Source organism: Streptomyces sp. JH14, from assembly GCF_029428675.1.
GTDB lineage: Bacteria > Actinomycetota > Actinomycetes > Streptomycetales > Streptomycetaceae > Streptomyces.
In genome coordinates, this window is record NZ_JAJNEL010000001.1 from 1,391,514 (window position 1) to 1,415,602 (window position 24,089).

A 24,089-nucleotide genomic window follows, 5' to 3' on the forward strand; every position below is an offset into this window, starting at 1 on the left:
TGTCCTGCCCGGTCATGGCGCGCGGCGAACCGTGCCGGGGGCGCCCCCCACGGCCGGCGGACCACCGAGGTGGGACGGCCGCATCCGCCGGACCCCGGACTCCGTCGTGCGCGCGGGCACCACGGACGACCGCTGCTGCACCATCGGCACGATGTGCGGCCGGCGGGTTCAGGCGGTCGGCGGGGTGCGCTCCAGGAAGGGCTCGAGCAGCCCTGGTACGGCCTCGGAGGCGAAGTCGAGGCCCTCGGCCGCATCCGCGTCGTACGCCGTGTACGCGCCTGCTCCGGCCGCCGTCGTGGCAGTGACGCTCAGCAGCCCGGCCCGCCGCTGGAAGTACGACTGCCTGACCGTCCAGCCGATCACGCCGGCCCGTTCCAGGGCGGCGGTGGAACGCCGTACGGTGCCGGAACGGGTCACCAGGTAGCCGCCGCTGAGGGCGTGTCCCAGGCCGCGGTACGCGTCCCTGGCGAGGAGTACCGCGGCGGGCAGCCCGACGGCGGCGCAGCCCAGCGCGACCCACAGCAGCACGGGCGTCAGCAGGACGCCGAGGACGCCGAGGACCAGTACAGGTGTCAGGGCCGCCCCGAGCGCCCGGCGCAGCCGCCGGCCGCGGGCCGCGACGGGGTGCGCGGTGAGCGCGGCGCCGGTCGGCGGCACGGTCTCGCGCAGGACGTCGGCGGCCACGGTGTCGGCGACGTTCCGCGGCGCGGCGGGCAGCAGCGTGTGGTGGTCACGGCGCTGCTCCTCGTCGTCCGTGGCGAGGCCGGTGGTGATCGCGTCCACCCGGGCGGCGCCGAACAGCCGGATGCCGAGCGGCTCGACGAGGTCGACGCCGCGCAGCCGTCGCTCCTCGATGGAGACGGACCGCGAGGTGAGCAGTCCGCGCCGGATCCGCAGCGTGCCGCCGGATTCGCGCTCCAGCCGGTAGTTCCACCACATCTCGACCCAGAGCCCGAACGCGCCGACGACCCCGGCGACCGCTGCGGCGCCGGCCAGGATCACGATCATCACGGTCAGCGAGGTGTCCCGGAACCGGTCGCCTATCCAGTCGAGCACCTGGCCCTGTGCCCCGAACCAGTCGCTGACCTGCATCACCGCCCCGGCTGCCGCACCGCCGAGCGCGGGTGCGACGAACGAGAGCGGTGCGTAGCGGATCCAGCGCGGGTCGAGCACGACGAGCTCGCCCTGGCGGTGGGCGCCGGGTGCGCCGGTGGCCGTACGGGACAGCAGTTCGCGGCGGAGGTGTTCGCCCTCGCTCCTGCGGACCGGGTCGAACTCCAGGGTGGATTCGCCGCCGGTGTGCTCGCCGGTGCCGATCCGGACGGTGACGAGACCGAGGAGGCGCAGCATCGGATGGGCGGTGAGGTCGACACTGCGGATGCGTTCGCGGGCCAGTGAGCGCCTTTTGACCAGCAGCAGGCCGGTGTGCAGTTCGATGCGTTCGGCACCGATGCGGTAACGGGTGCGGCGCCAGCGCACGTAGTCACCGCCCGCGCCGCAGCCGATCAGGAGGAGCGCGCCGGTCAGCACCCAGCCGACGGCGGCCGGGAAGCCGAGCCGTCCGGCGAGGCCGAGCGTGGTGGGCACGGCCGCGCCTGCTGCCACGCCTGCCGAGACGAGTGCGGTGACGAGGACCGTTCGCCGGTCGAGCCGCTGCCATTCCTCTCCGGTGGCCGCAACGGGAGCCGTGGCGTCGTGGTCCGCCCTGCCGGCCGGGGCGGAGGCGAGCCGCTCGGGGCCCGTGCCGTCCGCCACCTCGCTCATGTGGCGTCCCCGGGGGTGTCCCTGGTGATCCGGGTCAGCCGCTCGGCCAGTTCGGCCGCCAGCTCGTGGTCGAGGCCCCCGATCGTCACAGCTCCCCTGGACGACGCGGTGGTGACGGTGACCGAGGCGAGTCTCCAGAGCTGTTCGAGCGGGCCGCGCACGGTGTCGACGGTCTGGATCCGGGACATCGGCGCGATCCGCCACTCCTGCCGGAACACCCCGGTCCTGACGTACACCGCTTCGTCGGTGACCTCCCAGCGGTGGGTGCGAAACCGCCAGAGGGGGAGGAGGGCGGCACACGCCGCACCGAGGACCGCGAGGACCGCGGCGGGCAGCCAGAGCCAGAACCGGGCGGATGCGATGAGCGCACCCAGCACGGCCAGGACGGCCACCGGCGCCGCGGTCAGCAGCAGCCACTGGGTGCGCCACCAGCCGACGGCCCTCGGGTCAGGCGTGTTGTTCGGCGGCCGGAGCCGTACCGTCCCCTCCCCCCTGGTCATCGGCTCAGCGGCCCCTGCGCGTGCGGTACGCGGCGACGAGCGCGGCGGTCGAGCTGTCCAGCTCCTCGGCGCCGCCCGTGCCGCCGGTCAGCACCGGTTCGATCTTCTTGGCGAGGACCTTGCCGAGCTCGACGCCCCACTGGTCGAACGAGTCGATGTTCCAGACGGCGCCCTGGACGAAGACCTTGTGCTCGTAGAGCGCGATCAGCTGTCCGAGGACGGACGGCGTCAGCCGGTCGGCCAGGATCGTGGTCGTCGGGTGATTGCCCCGGAACGTCTTGTGCGGCACCAGCTCCTCGGCGACGCCCTCCGCGCGGACCTCGTCCGGCGTCTTGCCGAAGGCCAGCGCCTGGGTCTGGGCGAAGAAATTGGCCATCAGCAGATCGTGCTGGGCGACCAGCCCGGGCAGCAGATCGGCGACCGGCTCGGCGAAGCCGATGAAGTCGGCCGGGATGACCTTGGTGCCCTGGTGGATCAGCTGGTAGTAGGCGTGCTGCCCGTTGGTGCCGGGAGTACCCCAGACGACCGGTCCGGTCTGCCACTCGACCGGATGACCGTCCCGGTCCACGGACTTGCCGTTGGACTCCATGTCCAGCTGCTGCAAGTAGGCGGTGAACTTGGACAGGTAGTGGCTGTACGGCAGCACGGCGTGCGACTGGGCGTCGAAGAACGCGCCGTACCAGACGCCCAACAGGCCGAGCAGCAGCGGCGCGTTGGCCTCCGGCGGGGCGGTGCGGAAGTGTTCGTCGACGAGGTGGAAGCCGTCGAGCATCTCGCGGAACCGGTCCGGGCCGATGGCGATCATCAGCGAGAGGCCGATGGCGGAGTCGTACGAGTAGCGGCCGCCGACCCAGTCCCAGAACTCGAACATGTTGGCGGTGTCGATGCCGAAGTCCGCGACCTTCTCGGCGTTCGTCGACAGGGCGACGAAGTGCTTCGCGACGGCGTCCTGGTCGGCGCGCAGTCCGGTCAGCAGCCAGTCGCGGGCCGAGGTGGCGTTGGTGATGGTCTCGATCGTGGTGAACGTCTTCGACGCGATGATGAAGAGCGTCTCCGCCGGGTCGAGGTCGCGGACGGCCTCGTGCAGGTCGGCGCCGTCGACGTTGGAGACGAAGCGGACGGTGAGCGAGCGGTCCGTGAAGGAGCGCAGCACCTCGTACGCCATGGCGGGGCCGAGGTCGGAACCGCCGATGCCGATGTTGACGACGTTCTTGATCCGCTTGCCGGTGTGACCGGTCCACTCCCCCGACCTGATGCGGTCGGCGAAGGCGGCCATCTTGTCGAGGACGGCGTGGACGGCGGGCACCACGTTCTCGCCGTCGACCTCGATCACCGCGTCGCGCGGGGCGCGCAGCGCGGTGTGCAGGACGGCACGGTCCTCGGTGGTGTTGATCTTCTCGCCGCGGAACATCGCGTCACGCAGCTCGGCGACACCGGTCGCACCGGCGAGCTCGCGCAGCAGCCGGAGCGTCTCGTCGGTGACCAGATGCTTGGAGTAGTCGAGATACAGATCGCCGACGCGGAGGGTGTATCCGGTCCCGCGGTCCGGATCGTCCGCGAACAGCTGCCGCAGATGCGTCCGACCGAGCTGCTCACGGTGCTTGCCGAGAGCGATCCATTCGGGCGTCTGATTGAGCTTGGTTCGGCTTGATGCGTTCATCCCGGATATCAGCCCACTTCTTCTCGTGCCTGCACATGCCCCGCTGCCCCTCCAACTTAATTGATCAGAGGGGTTGACGAGGCGACAGAGAGCTGCGGCGCCGACAATTGCACTCCGGCCGGGCACCCATGGGGTGTCCGGCCGGTGAACAACTTCTAGATCTCGCCCCGGAGTTTCGCCAGGGCCTCGGCGAGGATGGCCTCGCCGTCCGCATCGCTGCGCCGCTCGCGTACGTACGCAAGGTGCGTCTTGTACGGTTCGGTGCGCGGCGGGTCCGGCGGGTTGTCCCGGTCCTGCCCGGCCGGAAAACCACAGCGCGGGCAGTCCCAGGTCTCCGGCGTCTGCGCGTCACTGGCGAAGCTCGGCTGCGTCTCGTGCCCGTTCGAGCACCAGAAGGAGATGCGGAGGCGCGGCGCGGACTCGCCCCGCTCGGCCTCACCCATCGGCCCCGCTCCGACCCGGCTTCCCCGGATCGCGTTGCCACTTGCCACGGTCGTAACTCCCTGCGTGATGGTGCTCGAAGATGCCCCAGTCTACGTAAGGCCCAACGCGCGTCCAGTGAAAGGAGTTACACCCTCACCGAAATCGCGGACGCCGGGTCAGTTGTCCAGCTTCATCAGCAGACCAAGCACGATAATGCACGCGAACCATCCCAGACCGACCACCACAGTGATCCGGTCGAGGTTTCGCTCGGCGACCGAGGAGCCACCGACGGACGACTGCATACCGCCACCGAACATGTCGGAGAGGCCGCCGCCCTTCCCCTTGTGCATCAGCACCAGCAGCATCAGCAGCAGACTGAAGACGATCAGGGCGATCGAGAACCCCACAACCACGGCTGGTCCCTACTTTCCGGAATTCCCTTGGACTGCTCTATCGGACAACGGGGGCCGGGAGGACAACACCTCCCCGGCCCCCGCAAGAGTACGACGGATCCGCGCTACCGCATACTCACTGGTCGCGGAAGCGGACGATCTTGACGAACTCGTCCGCGTCGAGCGCGGCGCCGCCGATCAGCGCACCGTCGATGTCGGGCTTCGCCATGATCTCCGCGACGTTCCCCGACTTGACGGAGCCGCCGTACTGGATGCGGACCGCGTCGGCCAGCTCCTGCGTGTACAGCTCGGCGAGCCGGCCGCGGATGGCCCCGCAGACCTCCTGGGCGTCGTCGGCACCGCAGACCTTGCCGGTCCCGATGGCCCAGACCGGCTCGTACGCGATCACGATCGTCTCGGCCTGCTCGGCCGGGATGTCCTTGAGCGCTCCGTCGACCTGCGCGAGGGTGTGCGCGACGTGGCGGCCCTCCTCGCGGACCGACTCCTCCTCGCCGACGCACAGGATCGGGGTCAGGCCGTGCTTGTAGGCGGCCTTCACCTTGGCGTTGACGATCTCGTCGGTCTCGTGGTGGTACTGACGCCGCTCGGAGTGGCCGATCGCGACATAGGTGCACTTCAGCTTGGCGAGCATGGGGCCGGAGATCTCACCGGTGTACGCGCCGGAGTCCTGCGCCGAGATGTCCTGGGCGCCGTACTTGATCTTCAGTTTGTCGCCGTCGACCAGCGTCTGCACCGAGCGCAGGTCGGTGAAGGGCGGCAGGACGGCGACCTCGACCGCGTCGTAGTCCTTGTCGGCCAGGGCGAAGGCGAGCTTCTGGACGTGTGCGATGGCCTCGAGGTGGTTGAGGTTCATCTTCCAGTTGCCCGCCATCAGCGGGGTACGGGTGCTCATGAAAGGTCAGTCCTCCAGTGCGGCGAGTCCGGGAAGCGTCTTGCCCTCGAGGTATTCGAGGCTGGCGCCGCCACCGGTCGAGATGTGGCCGAATGCATTCTCGTCGAAGCCCAGGATGCGGACGGCCGCGGCGGAGTCGCCACCGCCCACGACGCTGAAGCCCTCGGAGTCGACGAGGGCCTGGGCGACGGCCCGGGTGCCCTCGGCGTAGTCGGGGTGCTCGAAGACGCCCATCGGGCCGTTCCAGAAGACGGTGACGGCGTCGGCGAGCTTCGAGGCGTACAGCTTGTTGGTCTCGGGTCCGTTGTCCAGGCCCATGAAACCGGCGGGAATGGCGTCCGCGGGCACCGTGCGGTGCTCGGTCGGGGCCTTGGTCCCGAGGTCCGGGAACTGCCCGGAGACCACGACGTCGGCGGGGAGCACGAACTCCACGCCCTTCTCCTCGGCCCGCTTCAGATACTCCAGCACCGCCGGGATCTGGTCCTCCTGCAGGAGGGAGCTACCGACCTCGTGGCCCTGGGCCTTGAGGAAGGTGTACGCCATGCCGCCGCCGATGAGGATGCGGTCGGCCCGCTCCAGCAGGTGGTCGATGACGCCGAGCTTGTCGGAGACCTTGGAGCCGCCGAGCACGACGGCGTACGGGCGCTCGACGTCCTCGGTGAGCTTCTTCAGGACGCCGACCTCGGTGGCGATCAGGTCGCCCGCGGCGTGCGGCAGCCGGGCCGGGAGGTCGAAGACCGAGGCGTGCTTGCGGTGGACGGCTCCGAAGCCGTCGCCCACGTACACGTCGGCGAGCTCGGCGAGCTGGTCGGCGAACGCGCCGCGCTCGGCGTCGTCCTTCGAGGTCTCGCCGGGGTTGAAGCGCAGGTTCTCGATGACGGCGACCTTGCCGTCGGCGAGCGCGGCGACGGTGGCGCGGGCGGACTCGCCGACCGTGTCGGTCGCGAAGGCCACGTCGGCGCCGATCAGCTCACCGAGCCGGGCGGCGGCGGGGGCCAGGGAGAACGCCGGGTCCGGGGCGCCCTTGGGGCGGCCCAGGTGCGAGGCGACGACGACCCGCGCCCCGGCCGCCGCGAGCTTCTCCACAGTCGGCTGGACGGCGCGGATGCGGCCGTCGTCGGTGATGGTGGTGCCGCTCAGCGGCACGTTGAGGTCGGCGCGTACGAATACGCGCTTGCCGGCGACGCCTTCGGCGAGAAGTTCGTCGATCGTCTTCATCTTGCTGGACTCCTTGGAGGGCGAGAGAGCATGCAACGGGGCTCGAACCGCGCGGCGTTGCGCTGTTCGAGCCCCGTGCTCACATCGAGGTGCCTGCCGATTCGAGGGTCAGAGCTGGCTGCCGACGAAGACGGTCAGGTCGACGAGGCGGTTGGAGTAGCCCCACTCGTTGTCGTACCAGCCGATGACCTTGACCTGCGTGCCCTCTGCCATGGTCAGCAGGGAGTCGAAGGTGCAGGACGCCGGGCTCGACACGATGTCCGAGGACACGATCGGGTCCTCGGTGTAGAAGAGGCGGCCCTTGAGGGGGCCCTCCTCGGCGGCCTTCTGGAATGCCGCGTTGACCTCGTCCTTGGTGACCTCGCGCTCGAGGGTGATGACGAGGTCGGTGACCGAACCGGTCGGGACCGGGACGCGCATCGCGAGGCCGTCGAGCTTGCCCTTGAGCTGCGGGAGCACCAGAGCGGTGGCCTTGGCGGCACCGGTCGTGGTCGGGATGATGTTCTCCGCCGCGGCGCGGGCGCGACGCAGGTCGGAGTGCGGGAAGTCCAGGATGCGCTGGTCGTTCGTGTACGCGTGGACCGTCGTCATGAGGCCCTTGACGACGCCGAAGTTCTCGTCGAGGACCTTGGCCATCGGCGCCACACAGTTGGTGGTGCAGGAGGCGTTGGAGATGACGTGGTGCTTGGCCGCGTCGTACTTCTCCTCGTTGACACCCATCACGATGGTGATGTCCTCGTCCTTGGCCGGAGCCGAGATGAGGACCTTCTTCGCGCCACCGGCGATGTGCTTCTCGGCGTCGGCCTTCTTGGTGAAGATGCCGGTCGACTCGATGACGATGTCGACACCCAGCTCACCCCAGGGGATGTCGGCCGGGTTGCGCTCGGAGAGCACCTTGATGGTGTGGTCGTCGACGGTGATGCTGTCGGCGGTGTGGCTGACCTCGGCCTTCAGACGACCCAGGATGGTGTCGTACTTCAGCAGGTGAGCCGTGGTCGCAGTGTCACCCAGGTCGTTGACAGCCACGATCTCGATGTCCGCACCCTGCTCCAGCAGCGCGCGGAAGTAGTTACGACCGATGCGGCCAAAGCCGTTGATGCCTACGCGGATCGTCACGAACCGATCTCCTCGTTAGGTACGCCGGGTTTCGACGCCGGCGAGTTGTATGGGATGTCCCCGACCGCCTCCGACCCTACCCCTCGGACGGCCCTGGAGTGACATCGAGAGAGCCCCGGAGAGCCGCGGAGGCCCGTACTCCTCGGTAGGAATACGGGCCTCCGATTGCTCGGCCACGTACGCAGTCATGATTACGGAGTGTCAACACCCGCCGGGGTGCTGCGCGTTCCGTCTTTGGCCGGCTTTCGTGGCTGTGCGCGGGTCATCCCACCAGGCCGTCCGCGAGCTCCTCGCTGAGGGTCGATTCCGTTCCCGGAATACCCAGGTCCTGGGCCCTCTTGTCGGCCATGGCCAGCAGCCGCCGGATCCGTCCGGCGACCGCGTCCTTGGTCAGCGGCGGGTCGGCGAGCGCGCCCAGTTCCTCCAGGGAGGCCTGCTTGTGCTCCATGCGCAGCCGTCCGGCCGCCGCGAGGTGCTCGGGCACCTCCTCGCCCAGGATCTCCAGGGCGCGGCCCACCCGGGCACCTGCGGCCACCGCCGCGCGCGCGGAGCGGCGCAGGTTGGCGTCGTCGAAGTTGGCCAGCCGGTTGGCGGTGGCGCGCACCTCGCGGCGCATCCGCCGCTCCTCCCAGGCCAGCACCGACTCATGGGCGCCGAGCCGGGTGAGCAGGGCGCCGATCGCGTCGCCGTCGCGGACGACGACGCGGTCCACGCCGCGCACCTCGCGGGCCTTCGCGGCGATGGAGAGCCTGCGGGCCGCACCGACCAGCGCCAGCGCCGCCTCCGGCCCCGGGCAGGTCACCTCCAGCGAGGAGGAACGGCCCGGCTCGGTCAGCGAACCGTGGGCCAGGAAGGCCCCGCGCCAGGCGGCCTCGGCATCGCACGTGGCCCCCGAGACGACCTGCGGCGGCAGCCCGCGGATGGGCCTGCCGCGGCCGTCCACCAGTCCGGTCTGGCGAGCCAGCTGGTCGCCGCCCGCCACCACCCGCACGACATAGCGGGAACCGCGCCGCAGCCCGCCGGGCGCCATCACGATCAGCTCCGAGCTGTGCCCGAAGATCTCGAGGATGTCCCGCTTCAGCCGGCGCGCCGCCATCGCGGTGTCCAGCTCCGCCTCGATCACAATCCGGCCGCTCACCAGGTGCAGCCCGCCCGCGAACCGAAGAATCGCCGAGACCTCCGCCTTCCTGCAGCAGGTGCGGGTCACGGGAAGCCGAGAGATTTCGTCCTTCACCGCCGGCGTCATCGCCATGGGCCGATCCTTCCATGCATCCGAAAAATACGGTCGTACGCGGCGGCCAACAGCTCCGGATCATGGATCGGAACGCCGTCGGGTGAGGCCACCGGCGCCAGCTCGACCGCGGCGCCGAGCCGTTTGGCGGCATCGGCGAGTGACTCGCGATCGGGCACGGCGGCTTCGTCGGCCAGCACCACGTCCAGGGCGAGTTTAGGGGCGTGTCGTCCCAAAACCTCCAAATGACGCTGCGGAGAGAAGCCATCAGTTTCGCCGGGTTGCGGAGCGAGATTGAGCGAGAGGACCTTGCGGGCCCTGGTCGTGACGAGCGCGTCGAGCAGTTCCGGTACGAGCAGATGCGGGATCACCGAGGAGAACCAGGATCCCGGGCCGAGCACCACCCAGTCTGCATCCAGGACCGCCTCGACGGCCTCCGGAACGGCTGGCGGGTCGTTCGGGACGAGGTGCACGGACTGCACCTCGCCGGGGGTGAGCGCCACCGTCGCCTGACCCCGCACCGTGTCCACGTCGTCCGGGCGGGCCGGGTCGTGCCCCCGTACGAGCGCCTGGAGCTCCAGCGGCACGGCGGACATGGGCAGGACCCGGCCGTGCGCACCGAGCAGCCTGCCGACCAGGTCGAGGGCCTGGACATGGTCGCCGAGCTGCTCCCACAGGGCGACGATCAGCAGATTGCCGACCGCGTGCTCGTGCAGATCGCCCTTGGACTGGAAGCGGTGCTGGATGACCTGCGCCCAGGTCTGGCCCCACTCGTCGTCGCCGCAGAGCGCGGCGAGCGCCTTGCGCAGGTCGCCGGGCGGCAGGACGCCGAGCTCCTCGCGGAGCCGGCCGCTGGAGCCGCCGTCGTCGGCGACGGTGACCACGGCGGTGAGATCACCCGTGATCCGGCGCAGCGCAGCGAGCGACGCGGACAGCCCCATGCCGCCGCCGAGCGCGACGACCTTGGGCTGGGCGCCGCGCTTGCGGGCGGACAGCGCGCTGGTGGCTCTGCGCAGCCGCCGCAGGCGGAGACTACGGCTGGTCACTCGCGCCCCATGTCCCGGTGGACGATGACCGTCTCGATCCCCTCGGTGGCGAGCCGGGCTGCAAGCTTCTCGGACATCGCGACGGAGCGGTGCTTGCCACCGGTGCAGCCGACGGCGATCGTCACATAGCGCTTGCCCTCGCGGCGGTAGCCCGCGGCGACCAGCTGCAGCAGCTCGGTGTACTGGTTGAGGAACTCCTTGGCGCCGGGCTGGTTGAAGACGTACGCCGAGACCTCCTCGTTGAGTCCGGTGAACGGGCGCAGCTCGGGGACCCAGTGCGGGTTGGGCAGGAAGCGGCAGTCCGCCACCAGATCGGCGTCGACCGGCAGGCCGTACTTGAAGCCGAACGACATCACCGTGGCGCGCAGCTCCGGCTCCTCGTCGCCGGCGAACTGGGCGTCCATCTTGGCGCGCAGCTCGTGCACGTTCAGGCTGGAGGTGTCGATCACCAGGTCGGCGTCGCCGCGCAGCTCGCGCAGCAGGTCCCGCTCGGCGGCGATGCCGTCGACGATGCGTCCGTCGCCCTGGAGGGGGTGCGGGCGGCGGACCGATTCGAAACGGCGCACCAGTGCGTCGTCGGAGGACTCCAGGAAGACGATCCGCCGGGTGACGTGCTTCGCCTCCAGGTCGGCGAGGGACTCCCGGAGGTTGTCGAAGAAGCGGCGGCCGCGCACGTCGACGACGACGGCGATCCGGGCCACATTGCCCTGGGACCGGGCGCCGAGCTCCACCATGGTGGGGATCAGGGCAGGTGGCAGGTTGTCGACCACGAACCAGCCGAGGTCCTCCAGGCACTTGGCGGCGGTGGACCGCCCGGCGCCCGACATGCCGGAGATGATCACCAGCTCGGGGATGGCCGCACCGGCATCGCCCGTCTCGGTCATGGTGCCCGTACTCACGTGTCCTGCTCCGTCTGCTCGGTCCGTGCCGTCGTGCGCGCGGCCTGTGCGGTCGTGCGCGCGCTCCTGCCCCGGCTGTTCGTGTTCCTGCGGTCGTTCCTGCTCGTGTTCGTGCTCAGTCATGGTGCGCTGCCCCCGTCGTCCTCTTCAATGATCTCTCCTGTCGCCGTGTTCACGGCGGGCGCGGCCGGGGTGGTCGAGGCGAGGGCGACAGCCACTGATTCCGCCGTCCTGCGGCCTATCCCCGGAACCTCGCAGATCTCGTCGATTGTCGCCTGCTTCAGCTTCTTCACGGAGCCGAAATGCTTGATCAGCGCCTGCTTCCGGGTCTCGCCGAGGCCGACGACGGCGTCCAGGGGGCTGGAGCGGATGCGCTTGGCCCGCTTGGCGCGCTGGTAGGTGATGGCGAAGCGGTGTGCTTCGTCACGGACGCGCTGCAGGAGGTAGAGGCCCTCGCTGGAGCGGGGCAGGACCACGGGGTCGTCGTCATCGGGCAGCCAGACCTCTTCGAGGCGCTTGGCGAGGCCGCAGACGGCGATGTCGTCGATCCCCAGCTCGTCCAGGGCCCTCTTGGCCGCGGCGACCTGCGGCTGCCCGCCGTCGACCACGACGAGCTGCGGCGGGTAGGCGAACCGCTTGGGACGGCCGTCGTCCTCGCGGGGTTCGTTGTCGAAGGGGTCGGCGTCCCGGGCGGGGCCCTCCAGGACCGCTCCGGCACCGGGGTCCGCGACGGTGTCCGCGGGGGCCGGGGCCTCCTCCCACTCCCCCGTGCGCTCCTTCTCCTGGAGGTAGCGCCGGAAGCGGCGGCCGATCACCTCGTGCATCGAGCGGACGTCGTCCTGCCCCTCGAAGCCCTTGATCTGGAAGCGGCGGTACTCGCTCTTGCGGGCCAGGCCGTCCTCGAAGACGACCATGGACGCGACTACGTCGTCGCCCTGGAGATGGGAGATGTCGAAGCATTCGATGCGCAGCGGAGCCGTATCGAGGCCGAGCGCCTCGGAGATCTCCTCCAGGGCGCGGGAGCGGGTGGTCAGGTCGGAGGCGCGCTTGGTCTTGTGCAGCCCCAGGGCCTGCTGGGCGTTGCGCTGGACCGTCACCATCAGGTCCTTCTTGTCGCCGCGCTGCGGTATGCGCAGGCTGACCTGGGAGCCGCGGCGGCCGGCGAGCCACTGGGAGACCGATTCGGGGTCCTCGGGCAGGGCCGGGACGAGGACCTCCTTCGGGACGGAGTCGCCCGTCTCCTCCCCGTACAGCTGCTGCAGGGCGTGCTCGACGAGGCCCGCTGTATCGACCGCCTCGACCTTGTCGGTGACCCACCCGCGCTGGCCGCGTACCCGGCCGCCGCGGACATGGAAGATCTGCACGGCGGCTTCGAGCTCGTCCTCGGCGACCGCGATCAGGTCGGCGTCGGTGGCGTCGGCGAGGACGACGGCGCTCTTCTCCATGGCCCGCTTGAGGGCCTCCACGTCGTCGCGGAGCCGGGCCGCCCGCTCGTACTCCATCTCCTCGGCGGCCGCCATCATGTCCTTCTCGAGGCGCCGGATGTACGCACCCGTGCGGCCGGCCATGAAGTCGCAGAAATCGTCCGCCAGTTCGCGGTGTTCCTCGGGGGTGATCCGGCCGACGCAGGGGGCCGCGCACTTCCCGATGTAGCCGAGGAGGCAGGGTCGCCCGGTCCGTGCGGCGTTCTTGAAGACGCCGGCGGAGCATGTACGCACCGGAAAGACCCGGAGCATCAGGTCGACGGTCTCGCGGATCGCCCAGGCGTGCCCGTACGGACCGAAGTAGCGCACGCCCTTCTTCTTGGCGCCGCGCATGACCTGGACCCGCGGGAACTGTTCGTTCAGCGTGACCGCGAGATACGGATAGCTCTTGTCGTCGCGGTACTTGACGTTGAACCGGGGGTCGTACTCCTTGATCCAGGAGTACTCCAGCTGCAGCGCCTCGACCTCGGTGGCGACGACGGTCCACTCGACGGAGGCGGCCGTGGTGACCATCGTGCGGGTACGCGGGTGGAGACCGGCCAGGTCCTGGAAGTAGTTGGCCAGGCGCTGGCGCAGGCTCTTCGCCTTTCCGACGTAGATCACCCGGCGGTGCTCGTCGCGGAATCTGTAGACCCCCGGAGAGTCGGGGATCTGTCCCGGCTTGGGGCGGTAGCTGGAGGGGTCTGCCATGCCACCCACCCTACTTGCGGGCGGTGACAGTCAGGTGTCCCCGGGAGACGGAACCACGCTTCGGGATACGGACCGGTTGCGCAGAGTGGTGACACCGCACGGAGCGGGCAGGGCGAGGGCGCCCGCACCGGCCGCGCTCCCGGCCGCACGCCGCCGCTGTGCAGGCGTTCCTGCCTCGGCCGGGGTGGAGGACATCGCAGCAGCGCCTGCGGGGCTCCGCCGAAGGCGGCTTCAACCGTTGTCGGGAACGGGTCAACACGCTTCAATGCGGGGGAACATCGCGGCGTGAACGGTGTGGCGGACCCGTGAGCGGTCCGCCCGCGGTCGCCTGCCGTCCCACTCCCACCGGCGCGGTCCCCCGCCCCGTGCCGTGAATCGTTCCCTGGAGGCTCGCCATGCAGCGCACCGAGGCCGAACTGGCGCAGGTGCTGCACACCGGCCCGTTCCATCTGGCGCTGCGCACCGCCTTCTCGGTGCGCGGGCTGCCGCTCCAGCGGGTGCAGCACCACCTCGCACACCGCGGGGTCAAGGTCGGTGTGACCAGCCTGAGTTACTGGCAGCAAGGGGCCCGGCGCCCACAGCGCGCCGAGTCCCTGCGGGCGGTGGGGGCCCTGGAGGAGGTACTGGAGCTGCCGCGGAATTCACTGCTCCGTCTGCTCGGCGACGGGGACTCCCCCACGGCCTCCGAGCGCCCGGCGACCCGTTCCCACCGCTCCGTGCGGGAGGCCTCCGGTGCGGTGGAGCGGCTGCTCGACGCGCTGGAGTCACCGGCCGACGGCGGGCTGCACACGGTGGGGCACCAGGAGCGGGTACGGATCGGGGCCGGCCGGGAGCTGCGGCGCCGGGACTCGCAGCAGGTCGTGCGCGCACACCGCGACGGGATCGACCGCTATCTCGCCGTCTACCGCGGCGATCCGGGCTGCGACCCCGCGCGGGTCGAGGTGGTGGCCCGGGAGAACTGCCGGACGGGCCGGGTCCGCCGGGACCGGAGGTCGGGGGTGCTCGTCGCCGAACTGCTCTTCGACACCCGGTTGCAGGTGGGTCAGACGTACCTGTTCGGCTATGGATTCGACGACGGCACGGGCGGACCGTGCGGCGAGTACGTGCGAGGCTTCGGCAGCGGCGGCGGGCAGTACGTACTGCAAGTGCGCTTCGACGAGGCCGCGCTGCCGGTCCGGTGCCGGCGGTTCGCCCAGACCACGGCGGGGGCTCCGCGGGGCGACCGTACCGACCTCGCGCTCACCGGCCGGCACCGGACCGTCCACCTGGTGGAGCAGGGGGTGCGGCCCGGCCTGGTGGGCATCGACTGGGACTGGGAGTGACGAACGGTTCCGATGCGGACGGGGACGGGTGGCGTCGGGCGCCGCACCTGCCGCGTCAGGCGTCGGGGCCGGCTATCAGCTTTCCGCCCTCGACCTTGACCGGAACGGCGGGCAGCGGCACGGTCGCCGGACCGCGCACCGCCTCACCGGTGGTCGTGTCGAAGCGACTGCCGTGGCAGGGGCAGCTCCCCTCGTTCTTCTCGACCTTGTCCAGGAGGCAGCCCGCGTGGGTGCACTGGGCGCTGAACGCCTTGTACTGGCCCGCGGCCGGGCAGCTGACGACGACCCGCTGCTCGCGGTAGAGCTTGGACCCGCCGACCGGCACCTCGTCCACGGCGCCGAGCTCGACGGGGGCGGTGGGGGTGGGCGTCTGGGCGTGCCCGAGCTTCGACTCGGTCGAACAGGCGACCGCTCCCAGCCCGGCGATACCGGCGAGAGCAGCCCCCTTCAGCACGGTTCGGCGGGCGGCGGGCTGGCCGGGCATGCGGACTCCACGGGGGTGACGGGGCAGCGTGAGAGGCGCCGGACAGGCGCCGGATCACCGGGATGCCGGAGGCACCGGGGATACCGGAGGCACCCGGGGCACCACAGGCATCGGTGACAGAACCGACGATACCGGCGGAGTCGGGCGGCCCTGCGGCCGGGCCGGTCCTGGACCATCGCCCCTGGTCACAGCCCTTTGAAGCACGACGGCGGCCCCCTTCCGGGAGCCGCCGTCGTGCTTGCCGTGCGAGAGGTCAGACCTTGCGCGTGCGGGTCGCCTTCTTGGCCGCAGGCTTCTTCGCCGCAGCTGTCGTCGCGGTCTTGGCCGTCGCCGTCCTCCTGGCCGGGGTCGACTTCGCGGCCACCGCCTTCGCCGACGCCTTCCGCACCGGCTTGCGCGCCGCCGGCACCGCCGCCTCGCTCACCCGGTCCGCGTCCAGGACGCCCTGCAGGAACTTGCCGGTGTGGCTCCCCGGCACCGTGGCGACCTGCTCCGGGGTGCCCTCGGCGATGACCAGCCCGCCGCCGCTACCGCCCTCGGGACCCATGTCGATGACCCAGTCCGCGGTCTTGATGACATCGAGGTTGTGCTCGATGACGATCACCGAGTTGCCCTTGTCGACCAGCCCGGACAGCACCTTGATGAGCTTGCTGATGTCCTCGAAGTGCAGTCCGGTGGTCGGCTCGTCCAGGACGTAGACCGTGCGGCCGGTGGAGCGCTTCTGCAGCTCGCTCGCGAGCTTCACGCGCTGCGCCTCGCCGCCGGAGAGCGTCGGCGCGGACTGGCCGAGCCGGACGTATCCGAGGCCCACCTCGTGGAGCGTACGCAGATGGCGGGCGATCGTCGGGACGGCCTCGAAGAACTCCAGGCCCTCCTCGATCGGCATGTCCAGCACCTCGGCGATGGACTTGCCCTTGTAGTGGACCTCCAGGGTCTCCCGGTTGTACCGCGCCCCGTGGCAGACCTCGCACGGGACGTACACATCCGGCAGGAAGTTCATCTCGATCTTGATCGTGCCGTCGCCGGAGCAGTTCTCGCAACGGCCGCCCTTGACGTTGAAGGAGAAGCGGCCCGGCAGATAGCCGCGCACCTTCGCCTCCATCGTCTCCGCGAAGAGCTTGCGGACGTGGTCGAAGACGCCGGTGTACGTCGCCGGGTTGGACCGGGGCGTACGGCCGATCGGCGACTGGTCGACGTGCACCACCTTGTCGACCAGATCGTCGCCGTCGACCCGGGTGTGCCGGCCCGGGACCGACTTGGCGCCGTTCAGCTCGCGTGCCAGGTGGGTGTAGAGGATGTCGTTGACCAGCGTCGACTTTCCGGAGCCGGAGACGCCGGTGACCGCCGTGAGCACACCGAGCGGGAAGGAGACGTCGATGTCCTGGAGGTTGTTCTCCCGGGCTCCGCGCACCGTGAGCCGGCGGGACGGGTCGGCCGGGCGCCGGATGTCCGGCATCGGGATGGCCCTCTTGCCGACCAGATACTGACCGGTGATCGAATCGCCGTTGGCCAGCAGCTCCTTGAGCGATCCGGAGTGGACCACCTTGCCGCCGTGCTCGCCGGCGCCGGGGCCGATGTCGACGACCCAGTCCGCGACCTTGATGGTGTCCTCGTCGTGCTCGACGACGATGAGCGTGTTGCCCATGTCGCGGAGGCGGACCAGGGTCTCGATCAGCCGGTGGTTGTCGCGCTGGTGGAGTCCGATGGACGGCTCGTCCAGCACGTACAGCACACCGACGAGTCCGGAGCCGATCTGGGTGGCGAGCCGGATGCGCTGTGCCTCGCCGCCGGACAGGGTGCCTGCCGCGCGGTTCAGCGAGAGGTAGTCGAGGCCGACGTCGACCAGGAACCTCAGCCGCTCGTTGACCTCCTTCAGCACGCGCTCGGCGATCTTCTTGTCGCGGGCGTTCAGCTTCAGCCGGCCGAGGAATTCGGCGCACTCGCTGATCGACATCGCGGAGATCTGGGCGATGGACTTCTCCATCACCGTCACCGCGAGGACGATCGGCTTCAGCCTCGTGCCCTCGCAGGTCGGGCAGGGCACCTCACGCATGTAGCCCTCGAAGCGCTCCCGGCTGGAGTCGCTCTCGGCCTCGGAGTGCCGCCGCTTGACGAACTGCACCGCGCCCTCGAAGGCGGGGGTGGTGTAGGCGCGCTCGCGCCCGTACCGGTTGCGGTAGCGGACCTCGGTCTGGATCTTGTGGCCGTGGAGCAGGGCCTTCTTGGCGCGCTGCGGCAGACCCGCCCACGGGATGTCCGTACGGAATCCCAGGGCGTCGGCGAGGGCGCCGATCAGCCGCCCGAAGTACTCCTTCGTGTGGCCGTGCGACCAGGGGTGGATCGCCCCCTCGTCGAGGGACTTCTCCTCGTCGGGGACGACCAGCTCCGGGTCGACCTCCATCCGCGTACCGATGCCCGTGCAGTCGGGGCAGGCGCCGAACGGCGAGTTGAAGGAGAAGGAGCGCGGCTCCAGCTCCTCGAAGGAGAGGTCGTCGTACGGGCAGTAGAGGTGCTCGGAATACATCCGCTCACGCTCGGGGTCGTCCTCGGGGAGGTCGACGAAGTCGAGCACGACCATGCCGCCGGACAGACCGAGCGCGGTCTCGACCGAGTCGGTCAGCCGGCGCTTGGCGCTGTCCTTCACCGTGAGACGGTCGATGACCACCTCGATGGTGTGCTTCTCCTGCTTCTTGAGCGTGGGCGGCTCGGAGAGCTGGATGGTCGTGCCGTCGACCCGGGCCCTGCTGTAGCCCTTGGTCTGCAGATCGGCGAAAAGGTCGACGAACTCGCCCTTGCGCTCGCGCACCAGCGGTGACAGCACCTGGAAACGGCTGCCCTCGGGCAGGCCGAGCACCTTGTCGACGATGGCCTGCGGCGACTGGCGGGAGATCGGCCGGCCGCACTCGGGGCAGTGCGGCTTGCCGATCCGGGCGAAGAGCAGCCGGAGGTAGTCGTAGACCTCGGTGATCGTGCCGACCGTCGAGCGCGGGTTGCGCGAGGTCGACTTCTGATCGATGGAGACGGCGGGCGAGAGGCCCTCGATGAAGTCGACGTCCGGCTTGTCCATCTGGCCGAGGAACTGCCGGGCGTACGAGGAGAGCGACTCGACGTACCGCCGCTGGCCCTCGGCGAAGATCGTGTCGAACGCGAGGGACGACTTGCCCGACCCGGAGAGCCCGGTGAAGACGATGAGGGAGTCGCGGGGAAGGTCGAGCGAGACGTTCTTGAGGTTGTGCTCGCGAGCGCCACGGACGATGAGACGGTCGACCACGCCGGTCCGCACCTTTCTGGAGAGAAGCGGGGGAACTGAGCCCCGTCCCAGGGTATGGGGGGCGCCACAGCGATGTACGAAGCTTTCGATTCCGAGCGTATAGCACGCGCATTCGATTTACGGACGCCCGATGACTCCTTCACCCGATTGAGTGGCGAGGCTAGGCTCGGCCCCATGACTGATCATGCGCACGACCTGGAAGCCGTACGTGAAGCAACCGATCGGCTCCTCAGCGCAACGGGCAAACTGGACGACACCACGATCGCCGAGCCGTCCCGGCTGCCCGGCTGGAGCCGGGGCCACGTCCTTGCGCACCTCTCTCGTAACGCCGACGCGCTCCTAAATGTTCTCCAGGGTCGTCCGATGTACGCAGACAGCGAAACCCGCGAGCGCGACATCGAGCGCGACGCACCCCGGCCGCTCGCCGATCAGCTGGCGGATGCGCGCGAGAGCGCGGACCTCTTCCTGGCCGCGGCCGCCGAGCCGGCCGACTGGTCGCGCACGGTCACGCTGCGCAACGGCGTGACCGACTCGGCGTCCCGCCTCCCCTTCCGCCGCCGGATCGAGGTCGAGATGCACCACGTGGACCTGGGGATCGGGTACGAGCTGGAGGATCTGCCGGACGAGTTCGTGGCCCGTGAGATCGATTTCCTCGCGGAGCGGTTCGACGGCCATCCTGCGGTCGTGTCCACGGACCTGGCCGCCGACGACGGCCAGCTCTGGACCACGGGCGGCGGCACGGAAGGCGGTCCCGTCGTGATCCGCGGCACGGCGCCGGAGCTGCTGGGCTGGCTCTCCGGGCGCCGCGACGGGTCCGCGCTGACCGTGGACGGCGGCACCCTCCCCGTAATGCCCCCGCTATAGGCTGAGACACATGACGTACAGCGGAGCGGTCAAGGTCGGCGGACCTGCGGATGTACACGAGTTGACGGATCTGATGATCTCCAAGGTCGCCGTCGGCCCGATGAACAACAACGCCTATCTGCTGCGCTGCCGGGCCACCGGCGAGCAGCTCCTGATCGACGCGGCCAACGAGGCCGGGACCCTGTTGCAGCTGATCGGTGACGACTCCATCGCGTCCGTCGTCACCACTCATCGGCACGGAGACCACTGGCAGGCGCTGGGCGAGGTGGTGGCGGCCACCGGCGCGCGTACGTACGCCGGGCGCTACGACGCCGAAGGCATCCCGGTCCCGACCGATGTCCTCGTCGACGACAACGGCACGATCCGGGTGGGTCAGGTCACGCTGACCGCCCGCCACCTGATCGGCCACACCCCGGGCTCGATCGCGCTGATCTACGACGACCCGCACGGCGCCCCGCATCTGTTCACCGGGGACTGCCTCTTCCCCGGCGGGGTCGGCAATACGCACAAGGACCCCGAGGCGTTCGCGAGCCTGCTCCACGACGTGGAGACCAAGCTCTTCGGCCAGCTGCCCGACGAGACCTGGGTCTACCCGGGCCACGGCCACGACACGACGCTCGGAGACGAGCGGCCGCAGCTGCCGGAGTGGCGCGCACGCGGCTGGTGACACGGGGTGCGGGCGGGCGGTTCCGCCGCCCGCCCGCACCCGGGCATCAGACCTCGACGCCGGAACCCTTCTCCGCCGCCCGGTCGGCCTCGGCCGCCTCCTGCTTCTTGTTGGCGATGAGGCTGGTGATCGTGGTGATCACCAGCACCGCGCAGATGAAGCCGAGCGAGAAGGGGATCGAGATCTCGGGGACGTGCACCCCGGACTCGTGCAAGGCGTGCAGCACCAGCTTCACGCCGATGAAGCCGAGGATGACCGAGAGCCCGTAGCTGAGGTGCACCAGCTTCTTGAGCAGACCGCCGATCAGAAAGTACAGCTGCCGCAGCCCCATCAGGGCGAAGGCGTTGGCGGTGAAGACGATGTACGGGTCCTGGGTCAGACCGAAGATCGCCGGGATCGAGTCCAGCGCGAACAGCACATCGGTGGTACCGATGGCGAGCATCACGACCATCAACGGCGTCATGACGCGCTTGCCGTTGTTCCTGATGAAGAGCTTCGTGCCGTGGTACCTGTCGGCGACGCCGAAGCGGCGCTCGATCGACTTGAGGAGACGGTTCTCCTCGAACTCGTCCTCCTCCTCGTCGCCCCGCGCCTCCTGGATGAGCTTCCAGGCGGTATAGATCAGGAACGCGCCGAAGATGTAGAAGATCCACGAGAAGTTGGCGATGACCGCGGCGCCCGCGGCGATGAAGATCGCTCGCAGAACCAGGGCGATCAGCACACCGACGAGCAGCACGCGCTGCTGGAGGTGGGACGGCACCGAGAACTTCGCCATGATCAGGACGAACACGAAGAGGTTGTCCACGCTGAGCGACTTCTCGGTGATGTAGCCGGCGAAGAACTCGCCCGACGCCTGACTCTCGCCGGAGACCAGCAGGCCGAGCCCGAAGAGCGCGGCGAGCACGATCCAGACGACCGTCCAGATTCCGGCTTCCTTCGTCGTCACGTCATGGGGCTTGCGCCCGATGAAGAAGTCGATGGCAACAAGGGCTGACAGACCGAGAATGGTCAGCACCCAGATGGTTCCTGAAACGTCCACTGCGCCTCCGGCAGTTCGCTACGGCTACTGATCAGCGTCGTCGCTGCCGGAGGTCTCTTCCACCCGGGCGCACGGGATGCGCACCACGGGCCGGCGCCCCGGGACCGGTCACAGTCCGTACTGACGGGCACGCCGCGTAGGGAGTACTCCCCTCCGTCCCAGGAACAGTACAGGGAACACCAAGAAAAGGTAAAGCACAGGGTAAAGATCCCTCAAAACGCCAGGTAGGCGGCGCTACGAGGAGGCACTGCCCTAGGGGCTGTCCCGTCATCCCTGGCGGGCGCACGACGACAGCTGCGGCACCTCGCCGCGTTGCCGGAACGCCCGGATACGACCGGTATGAGGACGCTCCTCCGCCTTGCGATGCACCACATCCGACGCCGCGCGCTGATCCACCAGGGATGACGGGACAGCCCTTAGGAGCGACGGCCGGTTCGCCGGGCGGTGGCGACCTGGGCGAGGACCTGCTCGAGCACCCGGCTGCCGGGCGGCGTCCTCAGCGGCTCGTACGTCCAGGCGTGGCCGACCCAGGGGTCGGCCAGGTGGTCGTCGGCGACCGGGGTGATCCTCAGCAGGGACCGCCACAGCGGATCGAGCACCGGCCCGTAGGCGCTCGCGTCCTCCCTGTCCGCGACCATCATCAGATGGACGCCGACCGAAGGTCCCTCGTCGGCCAGATAGCGCAGCTGGGTGACGGCCCGGTCGTCGAAGCCGTGCGGGAAGTCGTTGACGATCAACAGCTGTTCGGCGGTGTCCAGGTCCGGTGGAAGCGAATCGGTGGCGCCTGCCCGGATCGCCATCTGAACCAGATCGACCCGTCGGGTGAGACGGGCGAGGACCGTTGCCACGCCCCCGGCGCCTGCGGCGGGCGGCCCGGCGAGCACCCCGGAGTTCACCAGCGGCGCGAGGGCCGCGGCAGCCGAGCCCGCGGGGTCTATGACATGAACGGAGAACTCGTGCGCCGGGTGGACGGCGAGCAGCCGGGCCGCATGCGCCACCGCGTTCTCCATGGCGAGGCGGCGGAGCTGGCCCGTATCGGTCAGAGCAGCGGCTTCCGAGGCCGTACGCCCGCTGTCGACCCAGATGCCGCGTTCCAACGGCAGCCGTACGAGCAGCGGGATATGCAGACCGGTGCTCTCGGGCAGATGAAGATCGCCGATCCGCAGCGCCATGGGCAGCTCCATGGGGACGCGGTAGGAATGCCAGACGGGGTTGTCCCAGCCCGCGAACGCGGCGGGGAGCGCGGGTTCGACGACGGCGGACTCGGCCGCGAGCTGGGCGAGGTCGCGGTCCAGCGCCTCACGGGCCCGGGCGGTCAGCTGGTCGCGCTTGGCGCGGGCCGCCTCGCGGGCACGGTCGCCCGCCCCGCCGATCCTGTTGCGCGGGTCGGACAGCGCACGGTCGAGCTCCTGGTCCATGCGGGACTCGGCGAAGTCGACGGCGCTGCGGTACGCGGCGGTGGTGCGGGCCAGGTCCTCGAACATGCCCCAGACCTGGTTGTAGAGGCGCTCCTCCATGGACCAGCCGGTCGCGTCCCCGGCGACGGGCGGGGCGGGCCGGCCCGGCTCGGCGGGCGGTGCGGTGGGCGGGGGCGGCGGGGGTGCGGCGGCCTGGCGGCGGGGGTGCGCGTAGTTGATCGGACCTGTGGCGGAGGCCGGGCCGGGGGCGGTGGTGGGCTCCGTGACCGGGGACGGTGCGGGGTCGGCCTGTGGGGTGGCGGCCGGGGCCGGGTCGCCGGCCGGTGCACTGTGGCGGACCCGGTCGCCCTCCGGCGTACGGGGCGGGGGCGGCGCCACCGAGCGGGCCAGGCCCCGGGCGACCGCCTCGTGGATCGACCGGGCCAGCTCCGCCGCGGCGGTCACCCCCTGGTCGGCGAGCATCGCGGCAAGGCCGCCCGCATAGCCCTGGCCGACCGCACGGACCTTCCAGGCACCCTGGCGGCGGTAGAGCTCCAGGGCGGCCACCGCGGATTCGGCGTCCAGGCCGGTGAGGGTGAAGGTGGCGATCTCGGTGCCGTCGAGACCGGTGACGGCGACGAAGGGCGCGGCGACCGCTCCGAATCTGACCGGGCCGTCGGCCCCCATGGGCAGGGCCAGCAGCACCGTGACGCGGTGCACCGCAGCGGGCACGGCATCGAGGTCCACGGCCAGCCGGTGGTCGGCGGCGGCCTGCTTGGACACTTCGAGTCCGGGCAGTTGGGGCGATCCGGGGTGGGCGATCCACTCGATGCCGTGCACCGTGCCGCGCTCGTCGCCGAGCGTGGCACCGGCCACGACGGGCGTACCGGCCGACACCCGGATCTCCAGACGGGTCTGGGGCAAGGTGTGGTTCTGCCCCCGGACCAGCTCGGCCGTCATTGCCCTGTCCCCTCGACGAATTGACGCAGCGCCATGTGGTGCAGCTCCCGGCGGCCGATGCCACCGGGAGCTGCGCGTACCGATACGGACCCGATCGGCCCGGCCGTGCCTACAGATGCGGCAGGATCGTCGGCATCAGGTCCTGGAACGTACGGCCGTTGGCGGGATTGCCGAGGGCGGTCATCTGCCACCCGGCGCCCGCGCGGTGCACCTTGGCCATGATCTGGGCGGTGTACTGGCCGCCGCCGTCGAGCGTGTACCGGGCGAGCTCCTGGCCGTTGGTCTCGTCGACGATGCGGCAGAAGGCGTTCTGCACCTCCTGGAACGTCTGGCCGGTGAAGGAGTTCACCGTGAAGACGATCTGGTCGATGTGGACCGGCACCCGCTGCAGATCGACGAGGATCGCCTCGTCGTCGCCGCCCGAACCGGCGCCGCCGACCAGGTTGTCCCCGGTGTGCTTGACCGACCCGTCGTCACTGACGAGATGACGGAAGAAGACCACGTCGACCGGCTGCTTGTCGGCGAACAGCACCGCCGACGCGTCCAGGTCGATCTCCCGGGTGCGTGAGCCGAACAGACCGCGGCGCGGCGCCGCCTGCCAGCCGAGCCCCATCCGTACCGCGGTCAGGGTCCCCCCGTCGCTCTTCTGCAGGCTGATGGCCTGACCCTTGGTCATGTTGACCGTCACGCGCTGTCCCCTCTCCTGCTTGCCCCGCAACCGTCCTGCGCGGTTTCCCCGCACCCTACGC

General features: G+C 70.2%; 20 protein-coding genes. 3 read left to right on the forward strand and 17 right to left on the reverse strand.

The features are described from left to right. Positions 1-168 precede the first annotated feature (168 nt). The 12 genes from LRD69_RS06300 to uvrC form a co-directional block, all read right to left on the reverse strand. On the reverse strand, positions 169-1,764 hold the full coding sequence (locus LRD69_RS06300) for a PH domain-containing protein (RefSeq protein WP_277325559.1): 1,596 nt from the start codon (positions 1,762-1,764) through the stop codon (positions 169-171). Beyond that, positions 1,761-2,264, reverse strand: a complete 504-nt coding sequence (locus LRD69_RS06305; RefSeq protein ID WP_277325560.1) for a PH domain-containing protein — start codon at positions 2,262-2,264, stop codon at positions 1,761-1,763. Before LRD69_RS06305 ends, LRD69_RS06300 begins: the two co-directional genes overlap by 4 nt. 4 nt (positions 2,265-2,268) lie before the next feature. Continuing rightward, the gene (pgi, locus tag LRD69_RS06310; protein WP_277325561.1) at positions 2,269-3,924 is read right to left on the reverse strand and encodes a glucose-6-phosphate isomerase; all 1,656 of its coding nucleotides are present in this window, start codon (positions 3,922-3,924) and stop codon (positions 2,269-2,271) included. Between the two features lie 155 nt (positions 3,925-4,079). Continuing rightward, a complete protein-coding gene (locus LRD69_RS06315) occupies positions 4,080-4,415 on the reverse strand; it encodes an RNA polymerase-binding protein RbpA (protein ID WP_078852825.1) in 336 nt (111 codons plus the stop codon). Between the two features lie 108 nt (positions 4,416-4,523). After that, positions 4,524-4,760: a preprotein translocase subunit SecG gene (secG, locus tag LRD69_RS06320; RefSeq protein ID WP_277325562.1), complete on the reverse strand. Its 237-nt coding sequence runs from the start codon at positions 4,758-4,760 to the stop codon at positions 4,524-4,526. A gap of 115 nt (positions 4,761-4,875) precedes the next feature. Continuing rightward, entirely contained in the window at positions 4,876-5,652 is a 777-nt protein-coding gene (gene tpiA, locus LRD69_RS06325) for a triose-phosphate isomerase (RefSeq protein WP_277325563.1), read from the reverse strand. Positions 5,653-5,658: 6 nt separating this feature from the next. After that, the gene (locus LRD69_RS06330; protein ID WP_277325564.1) at positions 5,659-6,870 is read right to left on the reverse strand and encodes a phosphoglycerate kinase; all 1,212 of its coding nucleotides are present in this window, start codon (positions 6,868-6,870) and stop codon (positions 5,659-5,661) included. 108 nt (positions 6,871-6,978) lie between these two features. Then, a complete protein-coding gene (gene gap, locus LRD69_RS06335) occupies positions 6,979-7,986 on the reverse strand; it encodes a type I glyceraldehyde-3-phosphate dehydrogenase (protein WP_277325565.1) in 1,008 nt (335 codons plus the stop codon). A gap of 262 nt (positions 7,987-8,248) precedes the next feature. After that, on the reverse strand, positions 8,249-9,238 hold the full coding sequence (gene whiA / locus LRD69_RS06340) for a DNA-binding protein WhiA (protein ID WP_030919772.1): 990 nt from the start codon (positions 9,236-9,238) through the stop codon (positions 8,249-8,251). Further along, a complete protein-coding gene (gene yvcK / locus LRD69_RS06345; protein WP_277325566.1) occupies positions 9,229-10,263 on the reverse strand; it encodes a uridine diphosphate-N-acetylglucosamine-binding protein YvcK in 1,035 nt (344 codons plus the stop codon). The genes whiA and yvcK overlap by 10 nt, the downstream gene beginning before the upstream one ends. After that, entirely contained in the window at positions 10,260-11,285 is a 1,026-nt protein-coding gene (gene rapZ, locus LRD69_RS06350) for an RNase adapter RapZ (RefSeq protein ID WP_277325567.1), read from the reverse strand. Before rapZ ends, yvcK begins: the two co-directional genes overlap by 4 nt. Beyond that, complete coding sequence (uvrC, locus tag LRD69_RS06355; RefSeq protein ID WP_277325568.1) at positions 11,282-13,336, reverse strand: excinuclease ABC subunit UvrC; 2,055 nt, start codon at positions 13,334-13,336, stop codon at positions 11,282-11,284. Before uvrC ends, rapZ begins: the two co-directional genes overlap by 4 nt. 395 nt (positions 13,337-13,731) lie before the next feature. On the opposite strand from uvrC, the gene LRD69_RS06360 reads away from it, so the two are divergent. Continuing rightward, a complete protein-coding gene (locus LRD69_RS06360; protein ID WP_277325569.1) occupies positions 13,732-14,658 on the forward strand; it encodes a hypothetical protein in 927 nt (308 codons plus the stop codon). Between the two features lie 55 nt (positions 14,659-14,713). On the opposite strand, the gene LRD69_RS06365 is transcribed toward LRD69_RS06360, so the two are convergent. Both LRD69_RS06365 and uvrA read right to left on the reverse strand, forming a co-directional pair. Then, positions 14,714-15,142 carry a Rieske (2Fe-2S) protein gene (locus tag LRD69_RS06365; RefSeq protein WP_277325570.1) on the reverse strand — a complete coding sequence of 143 codons (429 nt, stop codon included), beginning with the start codon at positions 15,140-15,142 and terminating at the stop codon, positions 14,714-14,716. A 253-nt stretch (positions 15,143-15,395) separates the two neighbouring features. After that, positions 15,396-18,413, reverse strand: a complete 3,018-nt coding sequence (uvrA, locus tag LRD69_RS06370; protein ID WP_277325571.1) for an excinuclease ABC subunit UvrA — start codon at positions 18,411-18,413, stop codon at positions 15,396-15,398. Positions 18,414-18,587: 174 nt separating this feature from the next. Between uvrA and LRD69_RS06375 the strand changes: the two genes are divergently transcribed. Beyond that, positions 18,588-19,277: a maleylpyruvate isomerase family mycothiol-dependent enzyme gene (locus tag LRD69_RS06375; RefSeq protein ID WP_277325572.1), complete on the forward strand. Its 690-nt coding sequence runs from the start codon at positions 18,588-18,590 to the stop codon at positions 19,275-19,277. A gap of 10 nt (positions 19,278-19,287) precedes the next feature. After that, positions 19,288-19,944: an MBL fold metallo-hydrolase gene (locus LRD69_RS06380; RefSeq protein ID WP_277325573.1), complete on the forward strand. Its 657-nt coding sequence runs from the start codon at positions 19,288-19,290 to the stop codon at positions 19,942-19,944. Positions 19,945-19,990: 46 nt separating this feature from the next. Here LRD69_RS06380 and LRD69_RS06385 read toward each other — a convergent pair whose 3' ends face one another. The 3 genes from LRD69_RS06385 to LRD69_RS06395 all read right to left on the reverse strand — a co-directional run bounded on the left by LRD69_RS06385 (position 19,991) and on the right by LRD69_RS06395 (position 24,028). Then, positions 19,991-20,983: a TerC family protein gene (locus LRD69_RS06385; RefSeq protein WP_277325574.1), complete on the reverse strand. Its 993-nt coding sequence runs from the start codon at positions 20,981-20,983 to the stop codon at positions 19,991-19,993. Between the two features lie 416 nt (positions 20,984-21,399). Beyond that, positions 21,400-23,340 carry a TerD family protein gene (locus tag LRD69_RS06390; RefSeq protein WP_277325575.1) on the reverse strand — a complete coding sequence of 647 codons (1,941 nt, stop codon included), beginning with the start codon at positions 23,338-23,340 and terminating at the stop codon, positions 21,400-21,402. Positions 23,341-23,449: 109 nt separating this feature from the next. After that, the gene (locus LRD69_RS06395) at positions 23,450-24,028 is read right to left on the reverse strand and encodes a TerD family protein (RefSeq protein WP_277325576.1); all 579 of its coding nucleotides are present in this window, start codon (positions 24,026-24,028) and stop codon (positions 23,450-23,452) included. Positions 24,029-24,089 lie beyond the last annotated feature (61 nt).